Origin of the sequence: Solirubrobacter soli DSM 22325, assembly GCF_000423665.1 — a bacterium.
In the GTDB taxonomy this organism is placed as follows: domain Bacteria; phylum Actinomycetota; class Thermoleophilia; order Solirubrobacterales; family Solirubrobacteraceae; genus Solirubrobacter; species Solirubrobacter soli.
Map to the genome: position 1 here is coordinate 172,451 of NZ_AUIK01000026.1, position 16,122 is coordinate 188,572.

Sequence of the window (16,122 nt, forward strand, 5' to 3'; positions counted from 1 at the left end):
GTGGAGGCCGTCTTCGCGCCGGTCCAGTCCACGACAGCGTTCGAGGAGACGCTGGAGCGTCTCGGCACAGCGATCAAGCTCGGGCTGCTTCCGCCCGGCACCCGGCTTCCGCCGGAGCGCGACCTGTGCGAGCAGCTCGGGATCGCCCGTTCGACCCTGCGCCAGGCGCTGACCGCTCTCGTCCAGAGCGGGCACCTGCACGCCGTGCGCGGGCGCGGCGGCGGCACGTTCGTCTCCGAGAAGCCGCTGGACATCGCGCCGGCCGAGGAGCTCGTCGACTGGCGCGATCGCTGCGACGTGCGCTTCTCGGTCGAGGTCGGCATCGCCTACCTGGCCGCCGAGCGTGCCGACGTGGCGGCGATCGCCCGCCTCGGCTCCTACGTCGACGAGATGGCCGCGTGCTCGGACGACTTCGGCGGCTACCGGCGCGCCGACGTGCGCTTCCACGTCGGCCTCGCCGAGGCGACCGGCTCATCCGCGCTGGTCGCGGCGGCCACCGAGGCGCAGGGCGCGATGACGGACCTGATCTCCTACATCGCCCACCCGCCCGAGGTCCTCGCGTGGTCCAACGCGCAGCACGCGCGGCTGCTCGATTGCCTACAAAAGCGTGATCCGTCCGCCGCCATGCGGATCATGGTCGACCACCTCCGCGGCACCGAGCACGTGCTCGCCGGCCTCTTGCCTTGACGGCGCCAGTACGCTCCCGGTCTAAGGACGGAGGAGCGTACCTTTTACGGAGGTCGGGTCATGACTGAGACGGTCCAGCCGCAGCAGCAGCAATCCGACGACGAGCGAAGGCTCGCCGAGCTGGGCTACACGCAGGCGCTGCAGCGGTCCTGGAGCTCGTTCTCGAACTTCGCGATCTCGTTCACGATCATCTCGGTCCTCGCCGGCTGCTTCACCACCTACGGGCAGGCGTGGAACAACGGCGGCCCGATCGCGATCTCGTGGGGCTGGCCGATCATCTGCGGGCTGATCCTGCTGGTCGCGTTCTCGATGTCCGAGCTCGTGTCGGCGTACCCGACCGCGGGCGGGATCTACTACTGGGCCTCGACGCTCGGCGGGCCGAAGTGGGGCTGGTTCACCGGCTGGTTCAACCTCGTCGGGCTGGTCGGCGTGGTCGCCTCCGTCGACTACGGCTGCTCGCAGTTCCTCAACGCCACCCTGATGCTCTTCGGCGTCAACCTCGGGTTCGCCAACTGGGGTGACAGCGCGCACATCCTCTCCGAGACGTTCATGTTGTTCATGGCGATCCTGTTCGTCCACGCGCTGATCAACATCTACTCGTCGCCGCTGGTCGCGCTGTTCAACAACATCTCCGTGTTCTGGCATGTCGCCGGCGTGGCGGCGATCGTGCTCATCCTCGCGTTCGTTCCCGACACGCACCAGAGCGTCGACTTCGTCTTCACCGCGACGATCAACAACTCCGGGTTCGGCGGCGGGATGTTCTGGTTCTACGTGCTGCCGCTCGGCTTCCTGCTGACGATGTACACGCAGACCGGCTACGACGCGTCGGCCCACATCTCCGAGGAGACGCACGGCGCGGCCAAGGCCGCGGCGCAGGGCGTGTGGCGCTCGGTCTTCTGGTCGGGCGTCGGCGGCTGGATCGTCCTGCTCGCGATCACGTTCGCGGCGACCGACGTCGCCGGCATCAACAAGGGCGCCGGCTCGTCGCTCGCCGTGTTCGCCACGGCGCTGCCGGAGGGCTGGCAGAAGGTGGTCGTGGTGACGGCGACGATCGGCCAGCTGTTCTGCGGCATGGCGTGTGTGACGTCGTGCTCGCGCATGACCTACGCGTTCTCGCGAGACCGGGCCGTTCCGGGCTGGCGGCTGTGGACGCGCCTGAACCACCATCGCGTGCCCGCCTACGCCGTGGTCTTCTCCTGCATCGCCGCGCTGATCATGACGCTGCCGGCGCTCGAGGGCGACGCCAACGGCGCGCCCTACGCGTTCTTCGCGGTCGTCTCGATCTGCGTGATCGGCCTCTACATCGCCTACGTGATGCCGGTCTACCTGCGCTGGCGCAAGGGCGACGACTTCGTGCCCGGGCCGTGGACGCTCGGCAAGAAGTACAAGTGGATCAACCCGGCCGCGATCATCTGGGTCGCGATCTGCGTGATCATCTTCTGCCTGCCGTTCACGCCCGCCGCGGTGCCGTGGCGTGACGAGTTCGACTGGAAGTACGTCAACTACGCGCCGATCACGGTGGGCGCGCTGCTATTGATCGTGGGCGTGTGGTGGCTGGTGCGCGCGCGGCATACGTTCACGGGACCCGTGCGGACGGTCGAGTTCGACGACGGCGCCGGGGTGCAATGAAGCGGCCGGTGATCGGCCTGTGCGCGGCTGTGGAGCGCGCGCGGTGGACGGTATGGGATGACGAGGCGGTGCTGCTTCCGCGCGGCTACTCGGACGCGATCCAGCGTGCGGGCGGGATCGCCGTGATGCTCCCGCCCGATCCCGATCCGTCCGGCATCCTCGACCTGCTGGACGGGCTCATCCTCGCCGGAGGCGCGGACTACGGCGAGAACCCGGTGCGGGACGAGTTCGAGATCGCGCTGGGATTGGCGGCGCTGGACGCCGACCTGCCGTTGCTCGGGGTCTGCCGCGGGATGCAGCTGATGAACATCGCCCGCGGCGGGACGCTGATCGAGCATCTGCCGGACGTCTTCGGGCACGAGGACCACCGCGCGGTGCCCGGGGCGTTCGGCGATCACGACGTGCGACTCGTCGAAGGCTCGCTGGCCGCGCGGGCGGCGGGGGCGACCACGCACCCGACCAAGTCGCACCATCATCAAGGCGTGGATCAGATCGGAGAAGGGTTCGAGGTGACCGGGTGGGCTGTCATGGATGAGCTGCCGGAGGCGTTCGAGGATCGCTCGCGCCGCTTCGCGTTGGGGGTGCAGTGGCATCCCGAGGCCGACCCCGCGGCGCGTGAGATCGCGGCGCTCGTGGAAGCGGCGCGGTCGTGAGCGGGCGGCTCGAGGGCAAGGTCTGTGTCATCACCGGCGCGGCGGGTGGCATCGGCGCCGAAGCGGCCGCGCTGTTCCGCTCGGAGGGCGCGACCGTCGTCGGCATCGACCTGAGCGACGACTTCGAGGGCGTCGATCTGGCATTGGCCGCGGACGTGGCGTCCGAGGAGGCCGTGATCGCCTTCATGGCCCGCGCGGCGTCCGAGTACGGACGCCTGGACGTGCTCTTCAACAACGCGGGCATCTCCCCCGACGACGACGTCTCGGTGCTCGACACGACGCTCGAGGCCTGGCAGCGCGTGCAGGACGTCAACCTGCGCTCGGTGTTCCTGTGCTGCAAGCACGGCATCCCGCATCTGTTGGCGAGCGGCGGCGGCTCCGTGATCAACACGGCGTCGTTCGTGGCCGTGATGGGCGCCGCGACCTCGCAGATCTCGTACACGGCGTCCAAGGGCGCGGTGCTCGCGTTGTCGCGCGAGCTCGGCGTCGAGTTCGCCCGCCGGGGCGTACGCGTGAACGCGCTCTGCCCGGGCCCGGTCGACACGCCGCTGCTGCGCGAGCTCTACGCCAACGACCCCGCCAAGGCGGCGCGCCGGCTCGTCCACCTGCCGATGGGCCGCTTCGCGCTCGCCCGCGAGATCGCCAACGCGGCGCTGTTCCTGGCCTCGGACGAGTCGTCCTACGTGACGGCCTCGACCTTCATGGTCGACGGGGGTCTCTCAGGGGCCTACGTGACTCCCGAATAGACCAGTTGTCATTGCGCGTACTCCGTGCAGGCGTACGATGCGCGTGGTGATCGCGACGCTCAGCTTGGAATGTGCGGCCAGGAGCCACATCGGGCGGCGCAAGAACAACGAGGACGCGGTCTATTCGTCCCCCCGGATGGCCGCCGTCGCGGACGGCGTCGGCGGCGCCGCGGCGGGTGAGGTCGCGAGCGGCTGGATCATCCAGGCGCTCCAGACCCTCGACAAGTCCCGGCTCGGCGGGTCGCTCGACGACGCCCTGCGCGAAGCGATCGCGTGGGGCAACGAGACGATCGGCTTCGTCGGCTCCAACCGCCCGCAGATGTCGGGCATGAGCACGACGCTGACCGCCGTCGCCCTGGCCAACGACGGCGTCTACACGCTCGCCAACATCGGCGACTCGCGGACCTACCTGCTGCGCGACGGCGAGCTGACCCAGCTCTCCCGCGACGACTCCTTCGTCCAGCACATGATCGACGAGGGCCACCTGACCGTCGAGCAGGCGCGCAAGCACCCGTCGCGCTCGCTGGTGTTGGAGGCGCTCGACGGCAAGCCCGACCGCCGCCCCGTGATCACGTCGCTCGCCGCCACCGCGGACGACCGCCTGCTGCTCTGCTCCGACGGCCTCTCCGACGTCGTCGAGCAGGAAGCCCTCCAACGCCTCCTGCTCGCCTACGAGGACCGCGACGCCTGCGTCGACGCGCTCGTCCACCTCGCGCTGGAGAGCGGCGCCCGCGACAACGTCTCCGCGATCGTCGTCGACGTCGTCCCCGGCGCGTCCGCGCTCTGGCCGTCGGTGCGCGAGCCCGACGAGTCCACGACCCGTTAAACCAAGGCAGGGGCAGCCCCTCCGCCCCACCCCGATCATCCGACCTTGGCGCGCGACCCTCAGCCAATCCGGGGTGCGGGCGTAGGCCACGAGCGGCCTCAGCGCCACGCGCACGACCGGCTTGAAGACCGGGAAGCGCCTCAGGAACCGCGCGCCGTAGCGACCGTAGCGGTAGTAGAGGCGGGCGAAGACACGGCCCGCGTTGTGTTGCGCGAGGCGCTGGTCGCGGTACGCGCGCAGCGTGCGCACGGGCTCCGCGGCGGCGTTGTCGCCGTGGGCGGCGGTGGCGACGAAGCACGGCCCGTCGAACACCTCGCCGACGATGCAACAGCAGTCGTCGGCGTCAGGGCCGCGGCGCTTCTTTCTGCGATGCCGGCGCTTCTTGTGCGCGAACGGGTTGTCCATGCGCGGACGATAGTCGTACTGGACAGGCGCGGTGGAATTGTTGAGACTCGCGGCAGGATGCCGATCTTCGACGCCATGGATGGCCCGGTCCACGCCCCGCTGCGCGCCCCCGTGCGGCCGCGGCGGCTGCGTGGCTGGGCGCTCCTGCTCGCGGGTCTCGGCGGGGTCGTGCTCCTGCTCGCGCTGAGCAAAGAGGCCGACGCGGTGTACGCCGTCGTTCTCGGCGCTGTGCTGATGCCCGTCTTCTGGTGGCTCGACGGACGCGACCTGGGCAAGGGGCTCGACAAGGTCCGGCCGGCCACCGCGGAGGCCTCGATCGTGCCGTTCCGGCCCGCACGGCTGATCCGCGGCCCGATGCTCGTCGCCGGGCTGATCGTCCTCACCGTGTTGACCGGCTTCACGCCCGCGGCGGCGGGGGTGGCGCTCGCAATGGGCGCGACCGACCTCGTGACCGCCGGCACGCTCAGCCGCTGGGAGCGGCGCAACGACAAGACGCTGTTCGTCGCCGGCGAGGACCTGTTCGCGCGGTAGCTAGAGTCGCCGCCCATGCGGGTTGAGCTGGGCGGGGGTCCGTACGCGCTGGCGGCAGGACCGGATGGCGCGATGTGGGTGACGTGCGTGCACGGCGGGGAGATCGCGCGCGTGTCCATGGACGGCGACGTCACGACGTTCGACGCCGGGCTGCGGCCGACCATCATCACCGCCGGGCCTGATGGGGCGCTGTGGTTCACCCGCGCGGACGCGATCGTGCGGCTCACGACGGACGGCGAGCAGACGGTCTTCGAGGTCGAAGAGCCGTTCGGGATCACCGCCGGGCCGGACCGTGCCTTGTGGTTCACCGCGACCGACCGGGTGGGCCGGCTCGCGCTCGACGGGCGTCTCGACGAGTGGGCGCTGCCAGGCGGCTCGATGCCGGCGATGATCACGACCGGCCCCGACGGCGCGCTGTGGTTCACGCTCAATCAGGCGAGTGCGCTCGGGCGGATCGACGTCGAGGGCGACCTCACGGTGCGCGACCTGCCGACCCGCGGCGCCGGCCCGGTCGGCATCGCGGCGACCCACGACGCGCTCTGGTTCACGGAGTTGCTGGCGGCGCGGATCGGCCGGATCGCGGACGAGGCGCCGATCCAGGAGTTGCCGTTGGAGAACCCCGAGGCGAAGCCGCACGCGGTGATCGCCGCGCAGTCCGACGGCGTGTGGGTGAGCCTGTGGGGCACCGACCAGATCGCGCACGTGTCCGACGAGGGCGAGATCGCCACGATCGACCTGCCGCCGGGCAGCGAGCCGCACGGGATGGCCATCGGCCCTGACGACGCGCTCTGGGTCGCCCTTGAAAACGGCGCCGTCATACGTATAACCTAGACGGCATGCGCATCCTCGTCACCGGCAGCTCTGGTCACCTCGGCGAAGCGCTGTGCCGGATCCTGGGTGACACGGTGGGGATCGACGTCCTCCCGTCGCCGCACACGACCTACGTGGGCTCGATCGCCGATCGCGAGCTCGTCCGCGAGGCCATGCGGGGCGTGGACGCGGTCCTGCACACGGCGACGCTGCACAAGCCGCACGTCGGCTCTCACACCCGCAACGACTTCGTCGAGACCAACGTCACGGGCACGGTCAACCTGCTCGAGGAGGCGGTCGCCGCGGGCGTGAGCCGCTTCGTCTACACGTCCACGACCAGCGCGTTCGGCCGCGCGTTGACCCCCGACGAAGGCGCCCCCGCGAACTGGATCACCGAGGACGTCGTGCCGGTTCCGCGCAACATCTACGGCGTCACCAAGGTCGCGGCCGAGAACGTCTGCGAGCTCGTCCACCGCGACCACGGCCTGCCGGTCGTGATCCTGCGCACCTCGCGCTTCTTCCCCGAGCCGGACGACCGCGACGAGGTCCGCACCGCGTACGAGGACGCCAACCTCAAGGTCAACGAGCTGCTCTACCGCCGCGCCGACATCGAGGACATCGCCGAGGCGCACAAGCTGGCGCTGGAGCGGGCGCCGGAGCTCGGCTTCGGCCGCTACATCATCAGCGCCACGACACCGTTCACGCGCGCCGACCTGGAGGAGCTCCACACCGACGCGCCCGCCGTCGTCGAGCGCCACCACCCCGGCTATGCGGCCATCTACGAGCGACTCGGCTGGCGGATGTTCCCCGCGATCGAGCGCGTGTACGTCAACGCCGCCGCACGCCGCGACCTCGGCTGGGCGCCCCGCTACGACTTCGGCACCGTCCTCGCAAAGCTGGACAAGGGCGAGGACTGGCGCAGCGCGCTCACGCACCACGTCGGCGCCAAGGGCTACCACGCCGAGACGACCGGGATCTACACCACCCGCTGATCCATTACGGCGGGAAACCGCCAAACGGTCCGCAAGCTGCCTTCACAGACGCACGCCCCGCCGAACGGCAGGCTGCGCGGCATGATCTCGACACGGCTGTTCCTGATCCTCGGCGCCGTCTTCGGCGGCACCGTCGCCATCGGCGTGCTGGTCGCGTGGGTCCTCCTCAGCCACGAGAGCGCCGCCCGCGACGCGTCGACCCAGTTCGCGACCGCGCTCGTCAACAAGAACCCGAACGCCGGCCCGAAGGGCGCCGACGACTACCTCGACGGCATCCTCGCCAACTTCGGCCCGATCAAATCCGCACGCGTCATCGACACCCGCAACACCACCCACGGCCACGGGAACGATGCGACCACGTGGTTCGTCGGCGACGTCCTGCTCGACACCGCCAAGGGCCCGATGGTGGTCGAGCTCGCGTTCAACGGCGGCATGCTCGTCAACGGCTACGACAAGGTGACCGGCATCGAGGAGCTCGCGCCCGCCGACGTCCCGGGCGACGCGCTCTCGGACGCCGAGTTCGCCGCGCTGGCCAAGGCGTTCGACGCCCGCGGCGGCAGCCCCGCCGACAGCACACTGCTCGACGGCGTGTGGCTCGACACCACGACGCCCGACCCCGCGCCGGTCATCGCTCAGACGGACTCGCCTCAGCTCGGCGCGGCCAAGCGGCAGCTCGCATGCGTCCAGAAGGCAGAGGGCGACGTGGACAAGCTCGCGCGCTGCGCGTCGGGTCCCTGACGGGATCTCGCCATCCGCCGCCGCGACGCGTAAGTTGCTGTCGTGGCGACGCGTCCATGGACGTTGGAGGGTCCGGTCGACCTCGACTTCGACGACGAGGTGCGCGAGCACAACCGGGCGCAGCTGACCGACCCGCACCTGCGTCGCCGCTTCCGCCGCAAGCACCCGCTTCGCGTCGGCGCGACCTACGACGAGATGGTGCGCGCGCTCGGCTTCGTCTGGGACTGCCCGGACGACGGCACGGTCAACGTCACCGGCTTCTGCTGCGCCACCTGCGGCCGCTCTCGCGCCGAGTTCATCATGTAAGAGCCCGTTGAAGAATTCCGATACACCGACCATTCTTCAACGAACTCCTAGCCCATGAGCGTGTACGAATCCGCGGTCCGGCCGCTGCTGTTCCGGCTCGACGCCGAGCGCGCGCACAACCTCGCGCTGCGCGCCTCGGAGCTCAGCGGGCGCTCGTCGCTGCTCCGCCGCGCCGCGGGCCGGGCGTTCACGTTCCGCGACCCGCGCCTGGAGACCTCCCTCGCCGGGCTCCCGCTCGCGAACCCGCTCGGCCTCGCCGCCGGTTTCGACAAGAACGCGCGCGCGATCGGCATGCTGGGCGCGCTGGGCTTCGGGCATCTCGAGATCGGCTCGGTGTCCGCGGACGCGTCCGACGGCAACCCGAAGCCGCGGTTGTTCCGGATCCCGCAGGACGAGGGGATCGTCGTCGCCTACGGCGTGCCCAACGACGGCGCGGACGTCGTCCGCGAGCGCCTGACCGGCCCACGCCGCGTGCCGATCGGCCTGAACCTCGTCAAGACCAACGACCCGCTCAAACCCGCCGCGGGGCCCGAGGTCTACGAGGACTACGCCGCCTCGCTCACCACGCTGCAGGATCGCGCGGACTACATCGCGCTCAACATGAGCTGCCCGAACTCGGCCGCCGATCGCGACTTCTTCGACGAGCTGCCGCGGATCGACGAGCTGCTGACGCGGCTCGGCGCGTGCGACGTCCGCCGCCCACTGATCCTCAAGCTCAAGCCGACCCGCGACGCGGGCGTGCTCCGCGAGATCGTCGCGATCGCCGACGGCCATCCGTTCGTCTCGGGCTTCGCCATCAACCTCCCCGCGGGCAAGCCGGACGATCTGCGGCTCACCGTCTCGCGGGACTCGCTCGCCCGCATGCCCGGCGCCGTCGGCGGCCCACCGGTCGAAGCGCTCGTGAACGCGATCCTGGCGACGCTGAAGGACATCGTCGGCGACCGCTACGCGCTGATCGCCGCGGGTGGTGTCACGACCGCCGAGGCCGCCTACCGCAAGCTCCGCCTCGGAGCGACGGCCGTCCAGCTCTACACCGGCCTCGTCTACCACGGCCCGAGCCTCGTCAAGGAGATCCTCGCCGGCCTCGTCGCGCTGCTCGAGCACGATGGGATCGCTTCGGTGCGCGACCTCTGATCGACCTGTCCCCGGCGGCGTCCCCCGTTCGTCAACGGGACATGATCACCCTTGTGCAGTTCATCACCCTCGACGGCGTCGTCGAGGACCCGGACGGCCGGGACGGCACGAGCTTCGGCGGCTGGGCGTTCCGGTTCGGACCGGAGACCGTCGCCGGCGACAAGTTCCGGCTCGGCGCGACGCTCGAGACCGGCTCGCTGCTCATGGGCCGCCGCACGTGGGAGAGCTTCGCGAGCTTCTGGCCGGACCGCGACGACCCGTTCGCGGACATCATCAACCGGATCGAGAAGCGTGTGCTGTCGCGGTCGGACCTCGACCTGGACGCCTGGGCGAACTCGACGCGACACACCGAGACGGAGCGGGACCTCATCGTGGTGGGCAGCCTCGAGGTCGCCCGTGACCTGATGGCGCGCGACCTCGTCGACGAATACCGCCTGCTGGTGTTCCCGGTCGTGCTCGGCCAGGGCCGGCGTCTGTTCGAGAACGGCGCGCGCGACCTCGAGCTGACCGGCTGCGAGCGCGCGGGCGCGGGCGTCCTCCTCACGTACCGATGACTTCTGGCGCGCCGCGAAGTCTTACGCGGCAATGAGCGAACGAGAGATCGCGGTGCGGGCCGAAGGGCTGGTCAAGCACTACGGCGACGTGGAGGCGGTACGGGGCGTCGACCTGCGGGTCGAGCGCGGGGAGGTGTTCGGCTTCCTGGGGCCCAACGGCGCCGGAAAATCGACCACGGTGCGGATGCTGACGACGTTGTTGTCGATCACCGCGGGGACGGCGGAGGTCGCGGGCGTCGACGTCGCGCGCGACCCGGACGCGGCGCGCCACCGGATCGGCGTCGCGCTGCAGGAGGCGGGTCTGGACCCGCGCCAGACGGGTCGCGAGCTGCTCGTGCTGCAGGCGCGGCTGTTCGGGATGTCCACCGCGGACGCGCACGCGCGGGCGCAGGAGCTGCTGGTGCTGGTCGAGCTGACCGACGCCGCCGACCGCCGCATCAAGGGCTACAGCGGCGGGATGAAGCGGCGGCTGGACCTCGCTTCGGCGCTCGTGCACGAGCCCGACGTGCTGTTCCTGGACGAGCCGACCACCGGCCTCGACCCCGCCAGCCGGCTGACGGTCTGGGAGGAGGTCCAGCGCATCAACCGCCACGGGACGACGGTCTTCCTCACGACGCAGTACCTCGAGGAGGCCGACCAGCTCTGCGACCGCCTGGCGATCATCGACGGCGGGCGGATCGTGCGCGAGGGGACGCCGGCGGAGCTCAAGCTCGAGCTGCGGGAGCGGTTGGAGCTGGACCGTGAGCCCACGCTCGACGACGTGTTCCTCGATGCCACCGGGCGCCGGCGCGCGCGGGGCGACGTGCAGGAGGTCGGGGTATGACCCAGGCCTGGGTGCTCGGGCAGCGCGCGCTGCGCGAGGCGTACCGCACGCCGGAGGCGATCCTCCCCACGCTGTTCATCCCGCTGTTCTTCCTGGTGGTCAACGTCGGCCAGGCGGGCAAGATCTTCCCGTCGGCGTCGACGGAGTTCCTGCACGGCCAGGGCTACGGCGCGTTCCAGCTGCCGCAGTCGCTGCTGCTGGCAGCGTCCTTCGGCACCGCCGCGCTGTTCCTGGTCGAGGACATCGAGGGCGGCTACTTCGACAAGCTGCGCGCGGCGCCGATCTCGCGCGTGGCGATCGTGCTCGGCCGCCTGATCGCCGAGCTCGCCAAGGCCCTGATCATCTCGACCGCGATCGTCGTGCTCGGCATGGTCTTCGGCATCTCGATCGCGTCCGGCGTGTTCGGCTTCATCCTGCTGATCGCGCTGACCGCGTTGTGGGCGGTCGTGTTCGTCGGGTTCATCCAGCTGGTCGCGCTCAAGACGCGGTCGGCCGCGGCGACCAACTCGGCCGGCCTGATCTTCTTCCCGCTGCTGTTCCTGACGCCGAACTTCGTCCCGCGCGACCTGCTGACGCGGCCGATGGAGATCGCCGCGACGCTGAACCCCGTCACCTACGTGATGGAGTCGCTGCGCTCGCTGGTGCTCGAGGACCTCAACTGGAGCTCGATCTGGCCCGGGTTCGCGGTCGTGTTCGTGGCCGGCGCGCTGATGGTCGCGCTCAACGTACGGCTGATCCAGCGCTACGACTGAACAGCTCCACCGCATCGTCGACCGGCGGCAGCGCGCGGATCTCGCTCGCCACGCGCTGCGCCGCCTGGCGGTAGGTCGGGTAGGCGAGCAGGCGGTGGACCGCGTCCTTGACGTCGGTCGCGATGATCCCGGCGCCGAGGTGCTCGACCCGCCGCGCGTTGGCCGGCCCGTCGACGAACTGCGGCAGGAACGCGATCGGCACGCCCGCGGCCAGCGCCGCCAGCGTCCCACCGGAGCCGCCATGGCCGACCATCACCGCGGCGTGCCGCAGCATCTCCCCTTGATCGACCCAGCGCTCGACGCGGACGTTCGCGGGCAGCGGGCCGAGCGCCTCCGGGTCGACGTGGCGGCCGATGCTCATCAGGACGCGCTTCGGGACGTCCTTCAAGGCGTGCGCGGTCGCCCTGAACAGGTCCGGGTGGCGGATCTCCGAGCCGAAGGAGACGTAGACGAGCTCGTCGCTCTCGTGGGGTTGCGCCGGATAGCGGAAGCGGGAGACGGCGTCGCTGTCGCCGAACGGGGAGAGCGTGAGGACGGGCGCGTCGAGGCGGAACGGGCCGAGCATCCCGAGCGCGGGCTCCGCGAGGGCGCGCAGGCCGGCGTCGGTGTCGACCGCGGCGTCCAGGTGCAGGCCGACGTCGACCACCGGCACGCCGAAGTGTGCGGCGGCGACGCAGGACGCGAACTCGGTCGTCTCGCGCACGATCAGGTCCGGCCGGTCGTTGTGGACGAGCGCGAGCATCCCGGGGAGCGCGGCGCGCGCGTCGAGGGCGATGAACAGCTCCTGGACGACGTGCCGCGCGCCCGGCGCGTTGCCGTTGAACACCGGCGCCCACTTGGCCTCGCGGTCCCACGGCTCACCGAGCGCGTGGCACACGAACCCCGCCTGCTCGACCATGGAGCGCGCCGAGCCGGGGGCGGCGACGAGCACGTCGTGGCCGGCGCGGACCGCCGCGCGGGCGAACGGCACCAGCGGCCCGAAGTGCCCGCCGCCCTGTCCGGTCGCGAAGATGATCCGCATATGGGTTCCGAACGGGGCGTCCCCCGGGTTTATTCCCGATGCGGGTAGCGGTCTTCGCGGACATGCACGCGCACGCGGAAGCGCTGGAGGCCGTGCTCGCGGCCGCTTCCGGATTCGACGAGCTGTGGTCGCTCGGGGACATGGTCGGGACCGGGCCGGACCCCTGCGAGGTGGTGGCGCGGGTGCGAGCGGTGTGCCGCGTCGCGCTGATCGGCAACCACGACTATCTCGCGCTGCGCGACGGCGAGGCGAACCCGTCGATCCTGCATGCCCGGGCGGCGCTGGATGACGACGCGATGGCGTGGATGCGCTCGCGCAAGCCCGCGTCCCGGCGGGGCGACGAGGTCCAGATGTGGCATGGCGGCCCGCACAACGCGGTGCACGAGTTCGTCGGCCCGCGCAATGCCGACTCGTGTCTCGAACGCCAGCGGGCGCCGATCGGCCTGGTCGGCCACACGCACGTGCCGGCGGCGTTCAGCGACCGGGTCCGACGCGTGCGGATCGCGGTCGGCGAGCCGCTCGACATCAGCGACGGCAAGTGGTTGCTCAACCCGGGCGCGGTGTACATGCCGAGCGGGGTCGCGTCCTGGCTGTCGCTCGATCTCGCCGCCCGCACCGCCACCTGGATGGAGGCGCCGTTCGACCCGGCTCCGGCCGCCGAACGCGCCCGCAGGCTAGGGTTCGCGCCATGAGCATCCAGGTCGTGGTCGCCAAGCTCGCGGGTCTGACGGGCCGCTCCGCCGAGCTCCGTCAGCTGCTCGCCGACCGCGCACGCGCCGTCCGCGACGAGGACGGCTGCCTGGGCTACGAGGTCGCCGAGCGCCTCGACGAGCCGGCGTCGTTCGTGATCGTCCAGACCTGGGCGTCGAACGACGCGCTGCGCGCGCACTTCTCGACCTCGGCCCACGCCGACTACCAGCACGCCGGTCGACGAGCTGCTCTCCACGCCGTCCGAGGTGGTCATGCACGAGGTGGCGTCGACCACCCGCCCGAGCGCGAGCACCTCGCCGACGGACCCCGGGCGCTTCGGCTAGCTTCGCGCCCGCCACGGGCGTAAGGTCGCCATGAACGCCCTATGCGCCCCGCGGTCGCGATCCTCCTGGCCTGGCTGGTGCTCGCGGCGCCGGCTTGGCCGGCCACGCCGCCGGTCGTCTGGGTGCCGAACGGGGACGTCGACCACATCCAGCCCGTCGGCGGACGGCTGTATCTGAGCGGCGAGTTCACGACGGTCGGCCCACCGGTCGGCGGCTGGGTCGCGCTCAATCCACTCACCGGAGCGCGCGACCCCTCCTGGCCGATGATCGACGGGCGGGTGACGGCCGCGGCGTCGGACGGGTCCGGCGGGTGGTACGTCGCCGCGGGACGCGGCCACGGCGACGAAGGCCCGACGAACAGCCGGTTGCTGCACGTGCGAGCCGACCGGACCCTGGACCCGGCCTGGAACGTGTTGGAGGTGGACGGGGCCGTGCTGGCGCTCGCCGTCAGCGGCTCGAGCGTGTTCGTGGGCGGTCGGTTCGCCGCCGTCGGCGGCGGGCTGCGCGCGAACCTCGCGGCGGTCGACGCCGGCTCGGGCCTGCCACTGCCGTTCGTGCTCGGCGCGGACGGTGAGGTGCTCGCGCTGACGGCGATCGGCGGCACCGTGTACGCGGGCGGCGCCTTCACCTCGCTCGGCGGGCACTCCCGCAACCGCCTGGGAGCGGTCGACGCCGCCACCGGCGCGGTCGCCGCATGGGACGGCAATGCCAACGACATCGTCGACGCGCTCGTGACCGACGGCGCGACGGTGTACGCGGGCGGCGACTTCACCGGCGTGCACGGCGAGCCGCACCCGGTCGTGGTCGCCCTGGACCCGGTCACCGCGACGCCGCGGCCGTGGGCGCCGGCGTTCGACGGGGGCCACGCGATCGCGCTCGCGCTCTCCGGCTCGACGCTCTACGTCGCCGCGATCACCGGCGGGATCGGGACCGAGCTCGCCGCCGTGAACGCGGCCAGTGGCACCCTGACGCCGTGGCACGGCGACGCCTTCGGTGAGGTGCACGCGCTCGCGGCCGCCGCCGGGGTCGTCTACGTGGGCGGCGAGGGGGTCGGCGACGGCGCGCACGAGACGGGCGGCGGCGGCGCCGGGATCGCGGCGTTCGACAGCGGCTCCGGCGCGGGGCGTGCCTGGGCGCCCGGGTTCGCGGGCGACGCGGACGTGCTCGCCTTCGCGGGCGACACCCTCTTCGCCGGCGGCGCGATCGATTCCGCCACCGGCGTCCCCCGCGCGGGGATGGCGGCGATCGACGCGGTGACCGGGCAGCCGACCGCGTTCGCGACGTACCGCGAGCGGCTCGATTCCCAGTTCATCGTCGCGGGGCGTCGGCTTTACAAGATCGCGGGCCGCACCGTGACGGCCGTGGACGCGGCGAGTGGCCGGCGGGTGCGCGGCGGTGTGCGCGTCGACGCCGCCGTCTACGCGCTCGCCACGTCGCGCGGGCGGGTGTACGTCGGGGGCGAGTTCGATCGCATCGGCGGCGAGCGGCGCGCGCGGCTCGCGGCCTTCGACCCGCGCACCGGCGCGGTCACGCGGTGGGCGCCCAGGATCTCCGGTTCCGTGCAGTCGATCATCCCCGCCGGCCGCCGGGTCTACGTCCTCGTCCGCCGGCGGTTCGGCCCCAATCGGATGGTGGCGGTCGATCGCGTGAGCGGGCGCGTGCTCGACTGGCATCCGCTCCTGGACAGTGACGTCCGGGCGGTCGCGGTCGGCCGGCGCGCCGTCTACGTGGCGGGCTACTTCAGCCGCGTGGGCGGGCGTTCTCGTGATGGTCTGGCGGCGCTCGACCCGCGGACGGCTCGCGCGACGTCGTGGCACCCGCGGGCCGCGCGGACCGAGATCGCGGCGCTGGCGCTCTCACCCGACGAGTCCACGCTCTACGTGGGTGGCTCGTTCACTCGGCTGGGCGGCGTGGCCCGCTGCTTCGCGGGCGCGTTCGACACGGCGACCGGCGCGTTGACGCCGTGGGATCCGTCCCCGGACGAGCCCGTGAACGAGTTGCGCGTGTCCGGCGGGCAGGTGTTCGCGGGCGGCCTCTTCGCCTCGATCGCCGGCCGTCCGTCACGCGGTCTCGCCGTTTTGGACCCGGTCACCGGGCGCGCGGGTGCAGCCGCGCCGCCGCACTGCCCGCCGCTCGAAGAGATCCGCCCCTAGGTGTAGTTCCTGAGGAGGTTGTTCATCCGGGCCTCCTTGGAGGCTGGTGGTTCTCGAGGCCGCCAGATCCAAGGAGGACACCGGATGAAGTTGCACGCTAACGCGGCGTTGTCATTGAGACAGCGCGAGCGGATGGTGTCGCGTGTGATCGAGCATGGGTGGTCGCTGGCGAAGGCCGCCGAGGCGGCCGAAGTCAGCGAGCGCACGTGCTCGAAGTGGGTCTCGCGCTACCGCGCCGAAGGCAAGCCGGGGCTGTTGGATCGCTCTTCAGCGCCTCATCGCGTCGCCAACCGGACTGACGAGCTGGCGATCCAGGCGATCGCGGCGT

At 71.5% G+C, this 16,122-nt stretch carries 19 protein-coding genes and 1 pseudogene; 18 read left to right on the plus strand and 2 right to left on the minus strand.

Annotated elements, in window-relative coordinates; all coding sequences use genetic code 11:
- Genes G569_RS0121485 through G569_RS50355 form a run of 5 tightly spaced genes read left to right on the plus strand, consistent with a single transcriptional unit; the run spans window position 1 to window position 4,541 of the window.
- On the plus strand, window positions 1–687 hold the full coding sequence (locus G569_RS0121485; RefSeq protein ID WP_169542213.1) for a FadR/GntR family transcriptional regulator: 687 nt from the start codon (window positions 1–3) through the stop codon (window positions 685–687).
- 60 nt (window positions 688–747) lie between these two features.
- Entirely contained in the window at window positions 748–2,316 is a 1,569-nt protein-coding gene (locus G569_RS0121490; protein WP_028064955.1) for an amino acid permease, read from the plus strand.
- Window positions 2,313–2,969 (plus strand): gamma-glutamyl-gamma-aminobutyrate hydrolase family protein, encoded by a 657-nt coding sequence (locus G569_RS0121495; protein ID WP_028064956.1) that lies wholly within the window; start codon window positions 2,313–2,315, stop codon window positions 2,967–2,969. The genes G569_RS0121490 and G569_RS0121495 overlap by 4 nt, the downstream gene beginning before the upstream one ends.
- Entirely contained in the window at window positions 2,966–3,715 is a 750-nt protein-coding gene (locus G569_RS0121500; protein WP_028064957.1) for an SDR family oxidoreductase, read from the plus strand. The genes G569_RS0121495 and G569_RS0121500 overlap by 4 nt, the downstream gene beginning before the upstream one ends.
- 46 nt (window positions 3,716–3,761) lie before the next feature.
- On the plus strand, window positions 3,762–4,541 hold the full coding sequence (locus tag G569_RS50355; RefSeq protein WP_169542214.1) for a PP2C family protein-serine/threonine phosphatase: 780 nt from the start codon (window positions 3,762–3,764) through the stop codon (window positions 4,539–4,541).
- 99 nt (window positions 4,542–4,640) lie between these two features.
- Here G569_RS50355 and G569_RS66435 read toward each other — a convergent pair.
- Window positions 4,641–4,946 (minus strand): annotated as a pseudogene (locus G569_RS66435) (CFI-box-CTERM domain-containing protein); the annotation flags it as partial.
- A 57-nt stretch (window positions 4,947–5,003) separates the two neighbouring features.
- Here G569_RS66435 and G569_RS0121510 point away from each other — a divergent pair.
- The 9 genes from G569_RS0121510 to G569_RS50365 all read left to right on the plus strand — a co-directional run bounded on the left by G569_RS0121510 (window position 5,004) and on the right by G569_RS50365 (window position 11,586).
- Complete coding sequence (locus tag G569_RS0121510) at window positions 5,004–5,477, plus strand: hypothetical protein (RefSeq protein WP_028064958.1); 474 nt, start codon at window positions 5,004–5,006, stop codon at window positions 5,475–5,477.
- A gap of 15 nt (window positions 5,478–5,492) precedes the next feature.
- A complete protein-coding gene (locus G569_RS0121515; RefSeq protein ID WP_028064959.1) occupies window positions 5,493–6,308 on the plus strand; it encodes a virginiamycin B lyase family protein in 816 nt (271 codons plus the stop codon).
- Window positions 6,309–6,313: 5 nt separating this feature from the next.
- On the plus strand, window positions 6,314–7,279 hold the full coding sequence (locus tag G569_RS0121520) for an NAD-dependent epimerase/dehydratase family protein (protein WP_028064960.1): 966 nt from the start codon (window positions 6,314–6,316) through the stop codon (window positions 7,277–7,279).
- A gap of 81 nt (window positions 7,280–7,360) precedes the next feature.
- The gene (locus tag G569_RS0121525) at window positions 7,361–8,017 is read left to right on the plus strand and encodes a hypothetical protein (RefSeq protein ID WP_028064961.1); all 657 of its coding nucleotides are present in this window, start codon (window positions 7,361–7,363) and stop codon (window positions 8,015–8,017) included.
- 42 nt (window positions 8,018–8,059) lie between these two features.
- Window positions 8,060–8,323: a hypothetical protein gene (locus tag G569_RS0121530; RefSeq protein ID WP_028064962.1), complete on the plus strand. Its 264-nt coding sequence runs from the start codon at window positions 8,060–8,062 to the stop codon at window positions 8,321–8,323.
- Window positions 8,324–8,377: 54 nt separating this feature from the next.
- Window positions 8,378–9,457, plus strand: a complete 1,080-nt coding sequence (locus G569_RS0121535; RefSeq protein ID WP_028064963.1) for a quinone-dependent dihydroorotate dehydrogenase — start codon at window positions 8,378–8,380, stop codon at window positions 9,455–9,457.
- A 53-nt stretch (window positions 9,458–9,510) separates the two neighbouring features.
- Entirely contained in the window at window positions 9,511–10,011 is a 501-nt protein-coding gene (locus G569_RS0121540; RefSeq protein WP_211233045.1) for a dihydrofolate reductase family protein, read from the plus strand.
- 31 nt (window positions 10,012–10,042) lie between these two features.
- On the plus strand, window positions 10,043–10,834 hold the full coding sequence (locus tag G569_RS50360; protein ID WP_037498052.1) for a daunorubicin resistance protein DrrA family ABC transporter ATP-binding protein: 792 nt from the start codon (window positions 10,043–10,045) through the stop codon (window positions 10,832–10,834).
- A complete protein-coding gene (locus G569_RS50365; protein ID WP_053226765.1) occupies window positions 10,831–11,586 on the plus strand; it encodes an ABC transporter permease in 756 nt (251 codons plus the stop codon). The genes G569_RS50360 and G569_RS50365 overlap by 4 nt, the downstream gene beginning before the upstream one ends.
- Here G569_RS50365 and G569_RS58580 read toward each other — a convergent pair.
- Window positions 11,555–12,607: a glycosyltransferase gene (locus tag G569_RS58580; protein WP_028064965.1), complete on the minus strand. Its 1,053-nt coding sequence runs from the start codon at window positions 12,605–12,607 to the stop codon at window positions 11,555–11,557. The two genes, G569_RS50365 and G569_RS58580, sit on opposite strands and share 32 nt — an antisense overlap.
- 38 nt (window positions 12,608–12,645) lie before the next feature.
- Between G569_RS58580 and G569_RS0121560 the strand changes: the two genes are divergently transcribed.
- From G569_RS0121560 to G569_RS0121575, 4 genes are all read left to right on the plus strand, one after another.
- On the plus strand, window positions 12,646–13,299 hold the full coding sequence (locus tag G569_RS0121560) for a metallophosphoesterase family protein (protein ID WP_084285331.1): 654 nt from the start codon (window positions 12,646–12,648) through the stop codon (window positions 13,297–13,299).
- Window positions 13,296–13,664 carry an antibiotic biosynthesis monooxygenase family protein gene (locus G569_RS58585; protein ID WP_053226766.1) on the plus strand — a complete coding sequence of 123 codons (369 nt, stop codon included), beginning with the start codon at window positions 13,296–13,298 and terminating at the stop codon, window positions 13,662–13,664. Before G569_RS0121560 ends, G569_RS58585 begins: the two co-directional genes overlap by 4 nt.
- Before the next feature lie 18 nt (window positions 13,665–13,682).
- Window positions 13,683–15,794: a hypothetical protein gene (locus tag G569_RS0121570; RefSeq protein WP_028064967.1), complete on the plus strand. Its 2,112-nt coding sequence runs from the start codon at window positions 13,683–13,685 to the stop codon at window positions 15,792–15,794.
- 84 nt (window positions 15,795–15,878) lie between these two features.
- Window positions 15,879–16,122: leucine zipper domain-containing protein (locus G569_RS0121575; protein WP_157592205.1), on the plus strand; the 244-nt coding region annotated here is incomplete at its 3' end.

What these genes read in the sequence shown, in the direction of transcription:
- G569_RS0121490 (WP_028064955.1), top strand. Translation starts at nt 748, where the DNA reads ATGACTGAGACGGTCCAGCCGCAGCAGCAGCAATCCGACGACGAGCGA.
- G569_RS0121495 (WP_028064956.1), top strand. Translation starts at nt 2,313, where the DNA reads ATGAAGCGGCCGGTGATCGGCCTGTGCGCGGCTGTGGAGCGCGCGCGG.
- G569_RS0121510 (WP_028064958.1), top strand. Translation starts at nt 5,004, where the DNA reads ATGCCGATCTTCGACGCCATGGATGGCCCGGTCCACGCCCCGCTGCGC.
- G569_RS0121515 (WP_028064959.1), top strand. Translation starts at nt 5,493, where the DNA reads ATGCGGGTTGAGCTGGGCGGGGGTCCGTACGCGCTGGCGGCAGGACCG.
- G569_RS0121520 (WP_028064960.1), top strand. Translation starts at nt 6,314, where the DNA reads ATGCGCATCCTCGTCACCGGCAGCTCTGGTCACCTCGGCGAAGCGCTG.
- G569_RS0121525 (WP_028064961.1), top strand. Translation starts at nt 7,361, where the DNA reads ATGATCTCGACACGGCTGTTCCTGATCCTCGGCGCCGTCTTCGGCGGC.
- G569_RS0121535 (WP_028064963.1), top strand. Translation starts at nt 8,378, where the DNA reads ATGAGCGTGTACGAATCCGCGGTCCGGCCGCTGCTGTTCCGGCTCGAC.
- G569_RS50360 (WP_037498052.1), top strand. Translation starts at nt 10,043, where the DNA reads ATGAGCGAACGAGAGATCGCGGTGCGGGCCGAAGGGCTGGTCAAGCAC.
- G569_RS50365 (WP_053226765.1), top strand. Translation starts at nt 10,831, where the DNA reads ATGACCCAGGCCTGGGTGCTCGGGCAGCGCGCGCTGCGCGAGGCGTAC.
- G569_RS58580 (WP_028064965.1), bottom strand. Translation starts at nt 12,607, where the DNA reads ATGCGGATCATCTTCGCGACCGGACAGGGCGGCGGGCACTTCGGGCCG.
- G569_RS0121560 (WP_084285331.1), top strand. Translation starts at nt 12,646, where the DNA reads ATGCGGGTAGCGGTCTTCGCGGACATGCACGCGCACGCGGAAGCGCTG.
- G569_RS58585 (WP_053226766.1), top strand. Translation starts at nt 13,296, where the DNA reads ATGAGCATCCAGGTCGTGGTCGCCAAGCTCGCGGGTCTGACGGGCCGC.
- G569_RS0121570 (WP_028064967.1), top strand. Translation starts at nt 13,683, where the DNA reads ATGCGCCCCGCGGTCGCGATCCTCCTGGCCTGGCTGGTGCTCGCGGCG.